Genomic DNA, 15,606 nt, shown 5'->3' on the forward strand with positions numbered 1-15,606 from the left:
AGAGAAAGTACGGTGGCAAAAGCAAGAAGGAAACACCTGTAACCATGCCGAACACAGCAGTTAAGCTTCTTAACGCCGAGAGTAGTTGGTGGGAGACTGCCTGCGAGGGTAGGAAGCTGCCGTGCTTTTTTAATATTCCGGCTTAGCTCAGTTGGTAGAGCGCTTGACTGTTAATCAAGATGTCGTCAGTTCGAGTCTGACAGCCGGAGCAAGAAGTAAGAGGAAGGTTTAGGCCTTCCTTTTTTGTTTTTAATTTACAATATCTGTTTGATAGCTTTTGAACCAGACTTATTTACTTTATACTTGGCTGAATCTTAAGTTTTTTGAACGTATCAATTAACTTTTTGAGACCGTTATTTTGTTTAATAGAATGTTTAACTGCAAGAAAATATTTAATCTGAATTAAATTATTATCTAGTGGTAGAAGATTAATTGGAGTTTGAGCCATCCTCTTAATGATGCTAGCAGCCGAGATTGTTAGTCCTACGCCCTTAATTGATAAGTTGGTTGCGGTTAGAATGCTTTTGCTCTCTAAGATAATGTTGGGTTTCACGTGAAATTTTTGAAATGCTCCATTAACTTGGTGGCGGATAGCAGAATTAGCAGAACTAACGACAAATGGCTCTTGCAAAATGTCTTTCATTTTATATTCATTTGGTTGTAGAATAAAGCGTCCCTTTTTGAAAAATGGTGATTTGGGAGAAATAATTACGTAGTAATTTTCACCGCCATTGACATAAAAATCCAGTCCATGATTTAAAGTCTCTGGAGTTTGACCGATGTAACAGTCAATTTGCTCATTTAATAACCGAGTCTCATTTTCTCGGGGATATGTTTCTGATAATTGAATTTTAATGTTTGGATTCTTTGTGAGAAAGTTAGGTAGCAATTCTGGTAATAAGAACGTTCCCAAGCTTTCTAGTATACCAATTCTGATGACTTCATTGTTGGGTAAGACAAATGGCGTTAGTTTTTTGACTAAATTTTGGTTATTGGCAATGGTTTGTTCGAGATAGTGATAGTAAATTATTCCTGCTTCGGTTAAGGAAAAAGGAATAGTTTCTCGATTAATTATTTTTGTTTCAAGCTTTTGCTCAATATGCTTGATTAGCTGAGTTAAATAAGGTTGAGAAATGTATAATTCATGAGCTGCCCTGGTAAAGTTGCTCTCTTTTAATAGAGTATCAATGTAATGCAGCAATATTTCTGGGTCTTTCATAATGTCCTCCAATAACATTTTTATTATAGTTCACTTACTATAAAAGTATTTCACCTTGTCATAAAAAGTTAGTAAAATTTAATTGCTAAATATTTAACAAGGAGGAAATATAGCATAATGAAACCAGGTACATATGATGTAAAAGCAAAAGGTTATGGTTCGAGTTTTATGCCAATGAAGGTTACCCTTTCCAAGGATAAAATTAAAAATATAACCATTGATTCTAGTAGTGAAACCAAAGGTGTTGCTGATGAAGTTTTTAAACGTTTGCCAAAAGAAATTATTGACAACCAAACTTTAAATGTTGATGCTGTTAGTGGAGCGACTATCTCTAGTCATGGTGTAGTTGACGGAATTGCCCAAGCAATTGATGAAGCTGGTGGTGATTCGAATGAATGGAGAAATCGTATAAAGCCTAGCATTGTAGGCAGTAAGGATGAGGAATATAATACTGATATTGTTGTAATTGGTGCTGGTGGTGCTGGCCTTGCAGCCGCAGCTAGAACAATTCAAAATGACAAAGAAGTAATTGTTCTGGAAAAGTATCCGCAAATTGGTGGAAACACGACACGTGCTGGTGGTCCATTGAATGCGGCTGAACCAGAATGGCAAAGTAAGTTCAAATCATTATCAGGTGAAAAAGAGAGTTTGAAAAAGTTGGCTGGAATGTCAGTTGATGAAATTGATCCAGAATACCAAGATGATTTTAAAAAATTACAAAAGCAAATTAACGAATACATTAAGTCAGGGAAAGATTATTTATTTGATTCTGTATTGCTTCACGAAATACAAACTTATTTAGGAGGTAAGCGTACAGACCTAGATGGAAATGAAATTCATGGTGACTACGCTTTAGTAACTGAATTAGTTAATAATGCATTGGATTCTGTTAAGTGGCTAACGGATCTTGGCGTTAAATTTGATTATGATGAAGTGACTATGCCTGTAGGCGCGCTGTGGCGCAGAGGTCATAAGCCAGCTGAGCCGATGGGTTATGCATTTATTCGTGTTTTGGGTGATTGGACGCAAAAGCATGGTGCAATGATTTTGACTGATACACGGGCCACACACTTAATTATTGAAAATGGTCAAGTAAAAGGCGTGATTGCTGAAAAAAGCGATGGCAGTACGGTAACTATTCATGCACGGAAAGTAATTTTAACTTCAGGTGGTTTTGGAGCAAATACCAAGATGGTCCAACAGTATAACACTTATTGGGAGCATATTGATAATGATATTGCAACGACTAATTCTCCAGCAATAACGGGTGATGGAATTGCTTTGGGACAAGAAGCTGGAGCTGATTTGGTTGGAATGGGCTTTATTCAGTTAATGCCAGTTTCTGATCCAAAGACTGGTGAATTATTTACTGGTATTCAAACACCTCCAGAAAATTTTATTATGGTAAATCAAAAGGGCGAGCGTTTTGTGAATGAGTTTGCGGAACGGGATACTTTGGCTAAAGCAGCGATTGCTAACGGAACTCTATTTTACTTAATTGCGGATGAAGCGATTAAGAAAACAGCTTACAACACGACTGAAGAATCTCTTGAAGAACAAGTAAAATCAGGTACTTTACTAAAGGCTAACACTTTAGAAGAATTGGCTGAAAAAGCTGGGATGGATCCAGGCACTTTGGTTAATACGATTAAAAAGTATAATTCATATGTTGATGCTGGTAAAGATCCTGAGTTTGGTAAGAGTGCCTTTAATCTCAAGTGTGAGGTTGCGCCGTTTTATGCAACACCACGTAAACCAGCAATTCATCACACGATGGGCGGTTTAAAAATCAATCTACGTGCTCAGGTACTTGATAAGATTGGTCATGTTATTAAGGGGTTGTATGCGGCTGGTGAAGTTGCAGGTGGATTACATGCTGGTAACCGCTTGGGAGGAAATTCTTTGGCTGATATTTTCACCTTTGGACGTATTGCTGCCGATTCAGCATGCGAATGTATCAAGTCAGATGATAATAGTGCGTCACTAAGTTAATTTTTAATAGACAAAAAGTTAGCAAATTTTGCTAACTTTTTTATTGCTTTTTTAAAAATAATTTCGTTCAAGTGCCACAAAAATGGTGACAATCAGTAAATCAGCGCATCCACCTAGACTGTAATTTTTAGCTAGGAATTGGTTATTTAATTTAGCTAAATAGTTTCTGCCAGCATTAGTTGCAGCACCGCCAATTTGAAGATAATAATTGGCTTGTCTGTGTAATTTAGCGATAACGTGATAGTTACCAGCCCGTTTTATTAAATTACTATCTATTGTTACAGTAGCAATCTTCATTAGTGTGTCTAATAGTCGTTCTTGCACAGTCCCTCTTCTTTCTTTTAGGAATGGCAATGCAACATCACGCACAATCGGGTAACCAGCTTCGGCCTGTTCACGAGCTCCCCCTGCACCATAGCAAAGGAATTCTTTTTCGCCAGCTGTTTGAGCGTGGTTATTTAATTTAAGATCATGTTCAACTAGGCCAGCGCACATTTGTCTAATTGTTGAGAATAGATCGGTGTGCTTGTTTTGACAGTAGCTTTCAGCACAAACAAAAATACCAAGAGCAAAAATTGCTCCTTTGTGAGTATTGACGCCTTTAGTTGCAGTAAACATCTCTTTTTCAGCTTTCATGCCTTGTTTACGTAGCGTAAAAAACATCTGGGTAAGATCTTCACCATTAAAGGTATTACCAATATTTTCTGCTGAAATAAAATAATTTGTTAGGCTAAGACTGCTGTCGATAAAAGTATAAATATTCATATCAAAATGTGGTCCTGAACTAACAGGATCAACTAGACCAGGCTTAGGTTGAGTAACTACTTCATATAAGAGAGCTCGCAGGGCATTTTTAGTTATTGAATGAGTCATAGTGAGTTTTTAATTAATATTATTTAGTTAACAATTTTTGGGCTAACTTAAATTAGCTATGATATCAGTATACTCCATCCGGGGATTTACTTATTAAAAAGATAAAAATTAAAATAATATTGTAAAGTATTTATAGAAAATAAAAAATATTATTGAGAGTTAGCAAGCTAGAGTTGATAAGGAGTCCAGCTTGTTTTACTACTTCAAGTTTATAATTTCGATTTAATAAAAAACTTTTATTGATATGTTGAATTTGCATTCTTTTATTCATTTAACTTTGTGTAAGAATTAACTTATATTCGAGTTTATTACTTTGGGAAGGGAGATATAACCCATGAATCGATCTGTTAGCTATGATGTTGCAATAGTAGGCGGTGGGGCAGCTGGCATAGCAGCCACTTTAGCAGCCGCTAAAACTGGAGCAAAAACCATTTTAATTGAACGTGAGTCTGCATTGGGTGGACAAGGAATTAATTCACAAGTAGCTGCTTATTGTGGCTTCTATACACGTGGTAAAAAGCCCGACAAAGTAGTGGGTGGTGTTGGCCAACTTGTATTAAAAAAAATGAGTGAGGCAGGTATGGATATTACGCCACATCCATCAGCATCAACAGGAAATGTATCAATTAAATTTGATCCTGAGATTATGAAAATTATTTTTGATGAGTTGTTGCTTAAGAGTAAAGCAGATTTAGTATTGCATACTAGCTTAGTTAATGTGAAAAAAGAAGGAAAAAATATCCAAAGTTTAATTTGTAGTGATGATGACGGCTTATTTGAGGTTAAGGCAAAGTCTTTTATTGATACAAGTGGAAATGGTAATCTGATTCATTTAGCTGGATTAAAAACAAATTGGGGTGATGAAACTAATCACTTTGTTCAACAAGCATCTTTAGTTTTTAGGTTAGGCAATCTTCCTGCAAGAGATATTTCAATGAGTGAAATTACAGTAGCTGTTAAAAAAGGAAAAGAAGATAAGATACCCTATTTAACGAAGGAGAAAGGTGTTTTTATTAAAAATAAGCAGGATACAATAGGTTTTTTAACACTTCCAAGTGTAGATTTAGAATCTTTAAATAGTGTTGCATTGACTAATGCTGAAATTGAACTTAGGAAAAAAGCTCAAAGTTATTTTTTGGTTGTTAAGAAATATATTAAAGGGTGTAAAGATGTTGTATTTCTTAGTTCTGGTCCTCTGTTGGGGATTCGTGAGTCTAGAAGAATGATTGGTGATGTTACATTAACGGGTAACGATATTTTAAATACAGTAAAGAGAGGAGATAGCATTGGGCGAGCTGCTTGGAGCCCAGAAATCCACCATAGTAATGATCAAGTTGAGTATAAACATATGCCTGATAATGATTATGCTGATATTCCCCTTGGAACGTTAAAAGTAGCTAATATCAACAATTTATGGGGTGCTGGACGATTGATTTCTGTGGATCATACAGCTCAAGCTTCTGTAAGAGTGATGGGTACAAGTTATATTACTGGTCAAGCAGCTGGTGTAGCTGCAAGTCTTCAAAGTTTAACTGGTAAAGTTATTACTAAAAAAATTCAAGAAGAATTAATAACACAAGATGCGTTGTTATAGAGGGAGGAAAATTAATGAATAAGCAGAAAAAAACGTATTTATCTTTGCTGATATCATTTTTAATAATATTAATTTTTGGAAAGTTACTTCCAGCGAGTAATGGATTGACCAATGAAGGATTGTGGACTTTAGGGATTTTTATTGCAGCTTTAATAATGTGGACCACAATTTCTATTTCTTGGCCATGTTTAATTGTATTGTTTTTTCTTGGTTTGCTACCAAGTGTGGGTTATCAAAATGCTTTTATTGGTACATTTGGTAATTCAACTCTTGCATTTTTAATTTTTACATTTGCCTTAGTTTATCCATTATCACAAACGAATTTTATTAGAAGATGCACAATTGCCTTAATTACTAACCCGATTGCCAAGAAAAGCCCCTGGAGATTTGTTATCTTTTTATTCACCGCAATTACTTTTTTAGGATTGTTTATCTCGCCTACTGTTTTGATGGTGACTTTTATGCCTTTTTTGTTAGATATCTTTAAGGTTTTACATATTGAAAAAGGTAGTAAAGTTGGTAGTATGATTACTATGGGTTCAGTTTTTTGTATCAATCTTTCTTCTGGAATGACTGCAATCGCTCATGTTTGGCCCACCTTAGCTATTAGTTTTTATAAAGGTGCAACTGGGAAAGAAATTTCACAGTTTCAATATATGTTAGTTGGGATTCCACTAGGAATTTTGATAATGATTGGTATGCTATTAATTTTTCGTTTTATTTATTATCCTAAAAATATAAATAATATTAATTTAAGGTCTGTTGAAAAATTAAAAGGAGCAGTGAGTCCAGCTGATCGAAAAGAAAAGATAGTTTTAGCTACAATGCTACTAACTGTTATTTTATGGGTGGTACCTAGTTTTATTAAAGGAATTTTACCAACTGTTTATACTACAATAAGTGGCTGGACAACCGCTTTTCCTCCTTTACTTGGTTGTATAATATTAATGGTTATTAATATTGATGGGAAAAGTATTTTAAATTTCAATGAAGTTACAACTAAGGGAATATCTTGGTCTTCTGTTTTGATGGTTGGCGTAGCAAGTGAATTAGGAAATATTTTGACAGCTAAACCAATGGGAATCGAAACGTGGTTAACTAATGTTTTAAGTCCAATTGCTAAAGGATTGCCAGAAATGTTACTGGTATTATTCTTTGTCGTTTGGTGTGTTATTGAAACTAACTTTTCTTCAAGTATCGTAACGACTACTATTGTTTCATCAATTGCAATTTCTATAATCACTTCTTTAAAAGGCTCTGCAAATGGTGTTAGTTTGGCTGCTATAATTGCTTTAATTGGTTTTGGTGTAGGTATTTCTAATATGACACCAGCAGGACAAGCAGGGGTGAATCCAATCGCTATTGGAACAGGGTATACTTCTACTAAAGATATGTTGATATGGGGAGGAATATTCGCTGTTATTTCAATTGTTCTCATAACTTCTGTCGGGTATCCTCTAGCAAAAGCGATTTTATAGAGTAAAAATAAAAATAGGAATTCAGATTAGTAATCGGTTCCTATTTTTATTGATTAAATATATTTATTGATTTTTAAAAATAGATTTGTTTTTCTTTATATAAATCACTTATATAATGTAAGCGATTTATAAAATATGAAAAGGATAAAGGTAATCATGACGAGAAAAACAATTCAAGCTCATGCTAACGGTCGTAATGGTCAAATTGACTTCAACATTGATGTTGAAGATGACACTATTAAAAATGTTGAAGTCACAAAAAATTCTGAGACACCAGCAATTTTTAACCAAGCCTTCGGTAAATTAAAAAATAAAATAATCGAAAATCAAAGCTTTGATGTTGATGCAATTTCGGGTGCGTCTTTAATGACGCAGGCCATGCTTGACTCTGGTAAAAAGGCGTTAAAAGAGAATAATATTACAACTAAGCCACTTGCTGCACCCAAGCATAAGGAAGTAAAGCTAAATGTAGATGTTGCCGTGATTGGATCTGGAATGGCAGGGTTAATGGCTGCATGTCGTGCTCTTTCAATGGGTAAAAAAGTAGTCGTTTTAGAAAAGAACGGCTATGTTGGCGGTGCTACTGCTCTAAATGGGTCTAATGTTGTTGGCACTGGTTCTAAAGTTTCAGCTAAATTATTTGGCGCGGAAAGCAAAAAAGATTCGCCTGCTTTATTGGAAAAAGATATTGCGCGTGAATGTCGTGGCACAAACTATATAGAATTATCGGCGTTATTAGCAAAAAATATTGGAAAAGCTGTAGATTTTATTACTCAATTCGCTAATTTATCTTATCAAAAAGCTGAAACACAAACTATCGAACACACAGTAGATCGGCAAATTGAGATGCCAACGCAGACCTCTTATGAATTGGTAATGAAGGTTGCTGAAGCTTTTGAGAATAATGGTGGACAATTATTGCTTGACGCAAGGGTAGAAAAATTAAATAAGGATGCTAATGGTGAATTAACTTCTTTAGTTGCTGAAGGTAAACACCAAACAACCACTGTTAATTTCAAGTCTTTGGTTCTTGCAGCTGGTGGTTTTGGAGCAAAAGATTATAAAGCACACCGGACAGATATTCCTTATTATGGACCTATGACGTCGACAGGTGACTATTTTGATTTTACTAAAGATATGAATCTGGTGACACGAAATCTTGATTGGTACAAAGTATATCCTCACGGACTTGAAGTTGAACCAGGGATTGCTAAGTTGACAACTTATTCAACCAAAGAAGTTACAGACATGGGTGCTATTTTTGTTAACCAGGAAGGTAAAAGAATAGTTGATGAATCAGCTCCGTACACTCACTTCAGGGATGCAATTGGTGAACAAAAAGGCAAAGTTGCATATATTGTTATGGATCAAAAAATGTGGGATCGCTTTTATGAATTACTGCTTAAATACGGTTTTACAAAGGAAGAAGTACAAGGCTTTTTTGATCTAGATGGTAAAAAGAGTCCAGTTTTGGTAACAGGAAATCTTGAAACAGCAGCAAATAAAGCTGGCATCAATTATGAAAATTTAAGTAACACAATGGCCGACTATGCTGAGAGTGTCAACGCGCATTATGATGCTGAATTTAAGCGCAGCGCCAAATTTTTACATAATTATGAAGGCGATACGTTCTATATTATCGAACAAAAGCAACGCTTCTGTACTACTTTGGGCGGCTACGAAACCACCAATCAAATGCAGTTACTTGATAAAGATTTAAATGCAGTTAGTAATTTTTATGCAGCGGGCGAAATTGTTGGTGGCGCCAATGGCCACGATTCAATGCCAAGTATGATGAATTCATGGTCTTATGCATCAGGATTCGTCGCTGGAACAGTAGCCGCTGACAATGCGAATTTTAGTCAAATCAATGCAACAAAATTGGAATCAGCAAAATCAGATGTAACTTCAAGTGCATCACAAAAATAATTTTATATAGACACACAATACTTTTAAGATTTTCAAATAAAATATACCAAAAAGCTTCTCATATCATGCTGAGAAGCTTTTAGATTAACTTATTTTTATTAAGATAATTCTTTTGGCAATATTGTTGTGCAAAATCTTGAAACTTGTTCGTTACTGGAGTTGAAAAATGATTGTTTTTGGCAACCAAATAAATACGATGATTGGTAATTTTATCTTTGATTCGTAACAGCTTAACCAAGTCGCAATTTAATTGTGGCAAATTTGGCACAATTGCCACACCGAATCCCCAATGCACGAAACCGATAATAGTATGGTCCTCGACGGCTTCTATTTTTACATTGGGGTGAAAATTTGTTGTATCACAAATCTGATTAATTCGAGGCCGTAAGCCGCTTTTGTCTGAATAAATAATAAAAGGATAAGGGGACAGTTCATTTAAATAAGCACTATTCGCATTAGCAAGCGGGTTATCCAGCGGGACAGCAATTTTCATTCCTTGGTCAACTAAGTGGTGAACATATAATTGTTCTACCTTTTGCTTAGGGTGTGAACAAAAAACTAAATCCAATTCGTCATTTAGTAGGCTATCAATTAAGTTTTCAGTAGTATCTTGCTTAAAGGAAAATTCAATTTCTTTATTATCCGGTTGTTTCTTAAAATCACGTACGATTCGAGGAATTAAATCTTGTCCCAGAGTAAAGGTGAAGCCCAAATTGATATGCCCCCGATTAGCATCTAGGAGTTCAGCAATATGCTCAGAGCCTTGTTCCAGTTTGTTTAAGCCTTCTTGAACATATTTTAAATAGATTTTTCCATAGTTAGTTAATTTAATATTGCGTCCATCTTTTTCAAATAGGGGGACACCTACTTCATCTTCGATATTATCGATAGCATAAGATAAGGAAGGCTGTGAGATACCTAAATTTTCAGCAGCTCTGGCCATGTGTTCAGTGTGAGCTAATTCTACAAAAAATTTTAAATGTCTTAAGTTCATAAAAGCTCCAAGTTCCTAATGAAATCAATTAAATCATAAAGTATTTTTATTAATAAAGCAAATAAGGCTTATTTATCATATTTTAGCAAGCGGTAACATAGAAGTAAATTAAAGAATAAAAATAGAAAAGGGAGAAAAATAATGGCTAATAAAATTACTGGTGTTAATGGTCCGATTACTGGGTGGCTTGATGGCCACACTTACTTAATTGGCTTGATGGCTTACCCGATTAGACACTCGATGTCACCAACGATGCACAACAATGCGTTTGCAAAATTGGGCTTGAACTTTACTTATCTATGTTTTGAAATTGGTAACGATAAACTTAAGGGCGCAGTTGATGCAATTAGAACCTTAGATATGCGGGGTTCAAATGTTTCGATGCCGAATAAAAAAGAAGTAATTAAGTATTTAGACAAGTTGTCCCCAGCCTCAGAAATGTGTGATGCTGTTAATACAATTGTTAATGACAATGGCATTTTGACTGGTTACACCACTGATGGAATTGGTTTTGTTCAATCACTTAAAGACGAAGGTATTTCGGTCAAGGATAAGGTAATGACTTTGACTGGTGCTGGTGGTGCTGCTACTCCAATTGCTGTTCAATCAGCTCTTGATGGTGCCAAAGAAATTAGAATATTTAATATTAAAGATGATAAATGGGCTCAGGCTGAAAAGAACGTGAAGACCATTCAAGAAAAAACCGATTGCAAGGTAACTCTAACTAATTTAGATGATCAAGCAGCATTCAAACAATCAATTGCTGAAAGTGATATTTACTGTGATGCAACTAGTGTTGGGATGAAACCATTAGAAGATAAGACTTTAGTTTCTGATCCTTCATGGTTCCACAAAGACATGGTCGTCTTTGATACCGTTTATGCGCCTAGAACAACTAAATTAATGAAAGTTGCTCAAGAAGCTGGTGTTGAACACGTCTTTGATGGTATTGGCATGATGATTGATCAAGGGGCCGCATCATTCAAATTATGGACAGGTCAAGATATGCCAACTGATTATATTCGGGAAATTATGTTTTCTGATGAAAACAAATAATCAATCAATATGGTAGACTTTAATCCTCTTGCAGATTATTTTTGCAAGAGGTTTTAATGAAGGAGAAAAAATGAAAAATAAATATACACCAACAGCGTTGGCCCTGTATTTTAACTATTTTGTTCATGGTATGGGAGTGATTATTCTTTCGCAAAATGCAGCTGCTTTAGCTAAACAATGGGGAACAACTCAAACGGGAGCTTTAACTGTTGTTTCAGCATTAGGTATCGGAAGAATTATTAATCTTTTAATTTCTGGAGTTTTGTCAGATAAATTCGGTCGAAAACCATTTGTGCAGTTGGGTATTGCCACCTATTTTATCTTTTTTGTGGGTATCTTATTATCACCTAATACTGTTGTTGCCTATATTTTAGGTATTTTAGCAGGAATGGCTAATTCTTTCTTAGATACTGGTACTTATCCAGGCTTAATGGAAATCTATCCAAATTCTAAGGGTACGTCCAATGTTATTTTGAAAGCATTTATCTCAGCTGGTCAATTTTTACTACCATTCATTGTTAGTGGTCTAGCTGCTGCTAACATGTGGTATGGTTGGTCATTCTTAATTCCTGCCGTAATTCTTGTTATTACTTTCTTGTATTTCTTGCTTGGTGGAGCTTTCCCAGATTCAAAAGAGGTAGCTAAAGCAGATGAAGAGAAGAACAAAGAAGTTGAAGCACAAGCAGATGGCAATGTGAAAAGCAATTTGTGGCTTGATGGTGCATTGTTCATTATTTATGGTTATATTTCACAAGCGACATTTTATTTAGTTAGTCAAATGTTGACACAATATGGTCAACAAGTTGGTGGTATGGCTCAAGGAGCGGCACACTCATTGGTGTCATGGTATTCACTAGGTTCAATTGTTTGTGTTCTTTTAACTGCTATTTTGGGTAAAAAGTTTAATGAAATCCAATTTGTTCCGGTTTATACTTTTGGCGCCTTTATATCTATTTTGTTGATGTGGTTGTTTCCTACAAATGCAGTCTTAATGAGTGTTTTGGCCTTATTAGTTGGTTTCTTTGCTGCTGGTGGTGTAATGCAATTGGCCTTAACTGTTATGGCTGATTTCTTCCCTGCTGGTAAAGGTACAGTTACAGGATTCTTCTATACAGCAGGTTCAATTGCTTCATTCACTATTCCATTGTTTATCGGCTGGATTGGTAATATGAAGAGCGTGATATTCTTAGATGTTATCATTGCTTTAATTGGATTTATCGATACACTTTTGATTGCGATTCGGTACAAAAAATTATTTGGTAAACTGAGTAAATAGAATCGAGGCTAATGATGACTACTGTAAAAATTAGAAATATTATTCTTGGTCAGGGTTTACCTAAAATTGCTGTACCTAACGTTGGAACAAATGAAGAAGAGATTTTGGCTGCAGCTAAAAATATTGTTGCCGCTAAACCTGATTTGATGGAATGGCGAATTGATTATTATGCTGCGGGTATCAAAGATCCTACTAAATTATCTGAGACCGCTATGAAGTTGCGCCAACTAATCGGTGAACTCCCCATGTTAGTTACTTTTAGAACTAAAAATGAAGGCGGCGTGCTTGAACTGAGCGAAAATGATTATTTGTCTTTGTTACAAACTGTGATTGAAAAACGCTTAGGTGATGCGGTTGACATCGAACTGTTTCATGATGAGAGTCGGATTAAAGAAGTGGTTGCCCAAGCCCATGACTACAATGTCGTTGTAATTATGAGTAACCATGACTTTGAAAAGGTTCCAGCAAAAGACGTAATTGAGTTTCGCCTGCAAAAAATGGCTGAGCTTGGTGCTGATGTGTCAAAATTGGCATGCATGCCTCATTCTTCTAAGGATGTGTTAACTCTACTTGAAGCTACACAATCAACTTCTGAAATGATCAATACACCGTTAATAACAATGGCAATGGGAGATTTAGGTAAAGTAACAAGGATATCTGGACAAATTTTTGGTTCATGTCTATCTTTTGGTGCTGTGGGACAGACCTCTGCACCGGGGCAATTATCAATTGAAGATTTGCGTAGTGCAGAAAGTTTTTTAGAACTGCATGAATAATATAGGTATTAGTGAAGAGTCAGGAAGTTTTCTAAAAAATAAATAGTTAAGGACTAGTCCATGGTAGTAAATCATAGACTAGTCCTTTTGCGATAGATAAGCCAAAATGACACTCTTCTCAAAGTATTATAACGTAGTAATTATTTGTTCCGAACAATACCAATTTTTCAAATTTAAAATTAACGTAAAAACCCTCTAGATAAAGACATGCATATTAATGTTAGAGATATATCTAACTCTTAATTACATATCAATCTAGAGGGTTTAAGTTATGTTTAAAGGTAATTAATCTTCATAAGTCCCAACTTGTTTTAATTTACTCAAAACGCTCTCACCGTGTGGTGATTGACCAATAGCTACAGTTAAATCACGACCAGCTAAGTTGCCGTGATGTTCGCCTTCGGCCCAATGAGCATTACCGGTAACATCGTATACATTACCCTTGATTGCAACATAGGCTGGATTACCATTTTTACCATCGTATTTTGCTAAAGTTTCTTTTGTGAACTTTTCCATAAGTACACCTCTTTCAATAATAGAACAAAATATTTTCTTCTATTAGAATAAGTCATAGCGTTTGCTAAGTCTAATTATATGCTTGGTCACTTTTATAGTTATACCGCCAACCTGCAATATCCCACGGAGTAAAGTTAGGCGTAAATTTACGCTGATAAATTTTTTCGTATGCTGTGATCTTTTGTTGATAATCAATTGCAAGCATTTGCTTAGAATTTTCATTTACGTCTAACTGAAAATTAGGATAAATTGTTGGTAAAACATGTACTACGTATTGCGTTTGGTAAAAATTAGGATGATTCTTTTCTAATTTATCTATTGTTTTGATTTCAATAAATGTGGAAATTACAGGAACGTTTTGTTGAGCTGCAAAATAGTATGCTCCACGATGAAGTGGTCTTGGTTTGCGATAATTCCACCACATTTCTTGTTCAGGATAAATTAAGACCCATTTGTTTTGTGTTAAAGCATCATGTAAATGGCGAGGAAATTCTTTACCAATATAATTAGGACTTTCAATTAGTGGGATTGTTCCTACATAGTTCATCAAATAGCAGAGAATCCCAGGTAACTTCAAATTAGTATCTTCGATTACAATTTTTAGATCATGGTGGCTTTTTGAAGCTAAATTTTTAATTGGTAATGAATCGATTTGATTGAAGTGATTAACAGTGATGATTGCGCCACCTTGGGGTAAATTCGTCAAATTTTCAAGTCCAGTAAACGCAGTTGATGAAGTCAAGCTGTGCATTAGCGTACTGAAGACTAGGTGTCCAATTCGATTGTTTATTTTTCCTTTGTAATGAGTTTGTTGCTCCCAAAAAGATTTTACAAGTTTTTGCCTTTTGGCTAAGGATAAAACTGGATCATCTACTTCAACTTTAGCATCCCAATCTTGGCGGGCAATGGCCTGTTTAATATTTTTAATAACTTGTTCGCGATTATCACCAATGATCATAGCGTGACAGGTCCTTGCTCTTTAATTTTTGCCCAATTATTAGGCTGTTTCGCTATTGTATCGCTTTTGGCCAGCATGTGATCTAATTTATGCCGGTCTTCTTCACGCTCTTCATTGGTATAGTTATCCAGTCCTGCTTTTAATTCAGCATAAAACTTAGTTTCTTTAGCATTAGTCCAGAAATATTGCTCATATTGGATACCGGTAAAATGCCATGGCTTGAAGAAGAGATTATAGTGAATTAGGCTAGGATTGGGCAAGGGAACAGTATTTTCATTTGGCATGGCATCCCACTTCAGGTTCAAATGTAAAACCCGTTTGTCACAAATTTCATTTAAGTAGTCTTGATCTGTGGCAATACAATCAAAGTGGTATTTTGTCAGTAAATTCATAAAGTGGTCAGTAAATCCTTCATCTCGGAAAGCTTTACAATTCAACACAAGCATTCCTGAATTGATATAAGTCTTAGGATCAAGTGCTAAATCTTTTTTGATGTAAGTAATCATTTCAGGAACATATTGAATCGAAGAATCCATACATGCTCCCAATAAATTATTGCCTAACTCGGTTTTGTATAATTTAGCAATATCATCGTTTAAAATGGTATCACTGTCAATATAAATAGCCTTATCGTATTGTGGAAATAGGTCAGGAATAAATAAACGATAAAAGATTGACATTGTAAAAAATTCACCACGTAAATAGTTCTCGCTGCGGTTTTCAATTGGTGCGACAATTTCGTCACTAATTGTAAAGAACTCAACATGAACGTTGTTTGAACCTAATTCGAGTAAATCTTTTTGGTGTTGTTGACTTAAATCCTGACATAAAAAGCAAATTGTATAGTCTTTTTGAGGGTTAGTATGCTTTACCAAGGAATGAAGCGAAACTGCCGCATATTTTGTAAAGTCATCACTGATAGCATAAAAAATAGGTATAGTCATA

The 15,606-nt window shown here is 35.2% G+C and carries 13 protein-coding genes, 1 tRNA gene and 1 rRNA gene; 9 read left to right on the forward strand and 6 right to left on the reverse strand.

What is annotated here, in order from left to right; translation table 11 throughout:
* The first annotated feature begins 8 nt into the window (after window positions 1-8).
* Together rrf and F5ESL0228_RS00285 are read left to right on the forward strand one after the other, a co-directional pair.
* A 5S ribosomal RNA gene (gene rrf, locus F5ESL0228_RS00280) occupies window positions 9-125 on the forward strand.
* Window positions 126-136: 11 nt separating this feature from the next.
* Window positions 137-209: transfer RNA gene (locus F5ESL0228_RS00285), tRNA-Asn, on the forward strand.
* 83 nt (window positions 210-292) lie between these two features.
* Here F5ESL0228_RS00285 and F5ESL0228_RS00290 read toward each other — a convergent pair.
* Window positions 293-1,219 (reverse strand): LysR family transcriptional regulator, encoded by a 927-nt coding sequence (locus tag F5ESL0228_RS00290; protein ID WP_122022484.1) that lies wholly within the window; start codon window positions 1,217-1,219, stop codon window positions 293-295.
* 117 nt (window positions 1,220-1,336) lie between these two features.
* On the opposite strand from F5ESL0228_RS00290, the gene F5ESL0228_RS00295 reads away from it, so the two are divergent.
* Window positions 1,337-3,211 carry a flavocytochrome c gene (locus F5ESL0228_RS00295; protein ID WP_122022485.1) on the forward strand — a complete coding sequence of 625 codons (1,875 nt, stop codon included), beginning with the start codon at window positions 1,337-1,339 and terminating at the stop codon, window positions 3,209-3,211.
* A gap of 51 nt (window positions 3,212-3,262) precedes the next feature.
* Here F5ESL0228_RS00295 and F5ESL0228_RS00300 read toward each other — a convergent pair whose 3' ends face one another.
* A complete protein-coding gene (locus F5ESL0228_RS00300) occupies window positions 3,263-4,084 on the reverse strand; it encodes a triphosphoribosyl-dephospho-CoA synthase (RefSeq protein WP_122022486.1) in 822 nt (273 codons plus the stop codon).
* A 334-nt stretch (window positions 4,085-4,418) separates the two neighbouring features.
* Between F5ESL0228_RS00300 and F5ESL0228_RS00305 the strand changes: the two genes are divergently transcribed.
* The 3 genes from F5ESL0228_RS00305 to F5ESL0228_RS00315 all read left to right on the forward strand — a co-directional run bounded on the left by F5ESL0228_RS00305 (window position 4,419) and on the right by F5ESL0228_RS00315 (window position 9,085).
* A complete protein-coding gene (locus F5ESL0228_RS00305; RefSeq protein WP_122022487.1) occupies window positions 4,419-5,678 on the forward strand; it encodes an FAD-dependent oxidoreductase in 1,260 nt (419 codons plus the stop codon).
* Window positions 5,679-5,692: 14 nt separating this feature from the next.
* Entirely contained in the window at window positions 5,693-7,156 is a 1,464-nt protein-coding gene (locus tag F5ESL0228_RS00310) for an SLC13 family permease (protein ID WP_122022488.1), read from the forward strand.
* A 156-nt stretch (window positions 7,157-7,312) separates the two neighbouring features.
* Entirely contained in the window at window positions 7,313-9,085 is a 1,773-nt protein-coding gene (locus F5ESL0228_RS00315; RefSeq protein WP_122022489.1) for an FAD-dependent oxidoreductase, read from the forward strand.
* A gap of 79 nt (window positions 9,086-9,164) precedes the next feature.
* Here F5ESL0228_RS00315 and F5ESL0228_RS00320 read toward each other — a convergent pair whose 3' ends face one another.
* The gene (locus tag F5ESL0228_RS00320; protein WP_122022490.1) at window positions 9,165-10,079 is read right to left on the reverse strand and encodes a LysR family transcriptional regulator; all 915 of its coding nucleotides are present in this window, start codon (window positions 10,077-10,079) and stop codon (window positions 9,165-9,167) included.
* A 141-nt stretch (window positions 10,080-10,220) separates the two neighbouring features.
* On the opposite strand from F5ESL0228_RS00320, the gene F5ESL0228_RS00325 reads away from it, so the two are divergent.
* The 3 genes from F5ESL0228_RS00325 to aroD all read left to right on the forward strand — a co-directional run bounded on the left by F5ESL0228_RS00325 (window position 10,221) and on the right by aroD (window position 13,187).
* Window positions 10,221-11,135: a shikimate dehydrogenase gene (locus F5ESL0228_RS00325; protein ID WP_122022491.1), complete on the forward strand. Its 915-nt coding sequence runs from the start codon at window positions 10,221-10,223 to the stop codon at window positions 11,133-11,135.
* Window positions 11,136-11,205: 70 nt separating this feature from the next.
* On the forward strand, window positions 11,206-12,411 hold the full coding sequence (locus tag F5ESL0228_RS00330) for an MFS transporter (protein ID WP_122022492.1): 1,206 nt from the start codon (window positions 11,206-11,208) through the stop codon (window positions 12,409-12,411).
* A 14-nt stretch (window positions 12,412-12,425) separates the two neighbouring features.
* On the forward strand, window positions 12,426-13,187 hold the full coding sequence (aroD, locus tag F5ESL0228_RS00335; RefSeq protein WP_122022493.1) for a type I 3-dehydroquinate dehydratase: 762 nt from the start codon (window positions 12,426-12,428) through the stop codon (window positions 13,185-13,187).
* A gap of 285 nt (window positions 13,188-13,472) precedes the next feature.
* Here aroD and F5ESL0228_RS00340 read toward each other — a convergent pair whose 3' ends face one another.
* The 3 genes from F5ESL0228_RS00340 to F5ESL0228_RS00350 form a co-directional block, all read right to left on the reverse strand.
* Window positions 13,473-13,703: a cytochrome b5 domain-containing protein gene (locus F5ESL0228_RS00340; protein ID WP_122017583.1), complete on the reverse strand. Its 231-nt coding sequence runs from the start codon at window positions 13,701-13,703 to the stop codon at window positions 13,473-13,475.
* A 70-nt stretch (window positions 13,704-13,773) separates the two neighbouring features.
* Window positions 13,774-14,661 (reverse strand): lysophospholipid acyltransferase family protein, encoded by an 888-nt coding sequence (locus F5ESL0228_RS00345; RefSeq protein WP_122022494.1) that lies wholly within the window; start codon window positions 14,659-14,661, stop codon window positions 13,774-13,776.
* The gene (locus F5ESL0228_RS00350) at window positions 14,658-15,605 is read right to left on the reverse strand and encodes a glycosyltransferase family 8 protein (protein ID WP_122022495.1); all 948 of its coding nucleotides are present in this window, start codon (window positions 15,603-15,605) and stop codon (window positions 14,658-14,660) included. Before F5ESL0228_RS00350 ends, F5ESL0228_RS00345 begins: the two co-directional genes overlap by 4 nt.
* Window position 15,606 lies beyond the last annotated feature (1 nt).

Source organism: Lactobacillus sp. ESL0228 (assembly GCF_003692825.1).
Taxonomy (GTDB): domain Bacteria; phylum Bacillota; class Bacilli; order Lactobacillales; family Lactobacillaceae; genus Lactobacillus.

What these genes read in the sequence shown, in the direction of transcription:
- F5ESL0228_RS00290 (WP_122022484.1), bottom strand. Translation starts at nt 1,219, where the DNA reads ATGAAAGACCCAGAAATATTGCTGCATTACATTGATACTCTATTAAAA.
- F5ESL0228_RS00295 (WP_122022485.1), top strand. Translation starts at nt 1,337, where the DNA reads ATGAAACCAGGTACATATGATGTAAAAGCAAAAGGTTATGGTTCGAGT.
- F5ESL0228_RS00300 (WP_122022486.1), bottom strand. Translation starts at nt 4,084, where the DNA reads ATGACTCATTCAATAACTAAAAATGCCCTGCGAGCTCTCTTATATGAA.
- F5ESL0228_RS00305 (WP_122022487.1), top strand. Translation starts at nt 4,419, where the DNA reads ATGAATCGATCTGTTAGCTATGATGTTGCAATAGTAGGCGGTGGGGCA.
- F5ESL0228_RS00310 (WP_122022488.1), top strand. Translation starts at nt 5,693, where the DNA reads ATGAATAAGCAGAAAAAAACGTATTTATCTTTGCTGATATCATTTTTA.
- F5ESL0228_RS00315 (WP_122022489.1), top strand. Translation starts at nt 7,313, where the DNA reads ATGACGAGAAAAACAATTCAAGCTCATGCTAACGGTCGTAATGGTCAA.
- F5ESL0228_RS00320 (WP_122022490.1), bottom strand. Translation starts at nt 10,079, where the DNA reads ATGAACTTAAGACATTTAAAATTTTTTGTAGAATTAGCTCACACTGAA.
- F5ESL0228_RS00325 (WP_122022491.1), top strand. Translation starts at nt 10,221, where the DNA reads ATGGCTAATAAAATTACTGGTGTTAATGGTCCGATTACTGGGTGGCTT.
- F5ESL0228_RS00330 (WP_122022492.1), top strand. Translation starts at nt 11,206, where the DNA reads ATGAAAAATAAATATACACCAACAGCGTTGGCCCTGTATTTTAACTAT.
- aroD (WP_122022493.1), top strand. Translation starts at nt 12,426, where the DNA reads ATGACTACTGTAAAAATTAGAAATATTATTCTTGGTCAGGGTTTACCT.
- F5ESL0228_RS00340 (WP_122017583.1), bottom strand. Translation starts at nt 13,703, where the DNA reads ATGGAAAAGTTCACAAAAGAAACTTTAGCAAAATACGATGGTAAAAAT.
- F5ESL0228_RS00345 (WP_122022494.1), bottom strand. Translation starts at nt 14,661, where the DNA reads ATGATCATTGGTGATAATCGCGAACAAGTTATTAAAAATATTAAACAG.
- F5ESL0228_RS00350 (WP_122022495.1), bottom strand. Translation starts at nt 15,605, where the DNA reads ATGACTATACCTATTTTTTATGCTATCAGTGATGACTTTACAAAATAT.